Genomic DNA, 400 nt, shown 5'->3' on the forward strand with positions numbered 1-400 from the left:
ATACGTTTATGCAGCGGTCGCTGGGAGACCGGATCTGGACCGTCCTCATGGTGGACGGCATTCGGGTGGGCGGGCACCTCGTGGTCGTCGCGCTCGGGATTGACGATGCGGGCACGAAGCGCATTCTGGGATTGGCCGAGGGAGCGACGGAAAATAGCGCCGTCGTCAAGAGTCTCTTGACAGACTTAATGGAGCGTGGATTCACGATTCCTGAAGGCCAAGGGCTTTTGGCTGTGATTGACGGCGCGAAAGCCCTAGCCAAAGCCGTGCGCGAGGTGTTTGGCGACCGCGTCCACATCCAACGTTGTCAGATCCACAAAACCCGGAATGTTTTAGACCATCTCCCCGAGTCCATGCAAGCGACCGTGCGGTCGCGGTTGCGCAAGGCCTACCAAGAGGC

The 400-nt window shown here is 59.8% G+C and carries 1 protein-coding gene; it reads left to right on the forward strand.

The genetic code is table 11. From position 1 onward, the window contains the following. Positions 1–400, forward strand: a 400-nt coding sequence (locus HIJ39_RS23460) for a transposase (protein WP_207711908.1), incomplete at both ends; no start/stop codon positions are given.

It is taken from the genome of Sulfobacillus harzensis, from assembly GCF_012933365.1.
Lineage (GTDB): Bacteria > Bacillota > Sulfobacillia > Sulfobacillales > Sulfobacillaceae > Sulfobacillus_B > Sulfobacillus_B harzensis.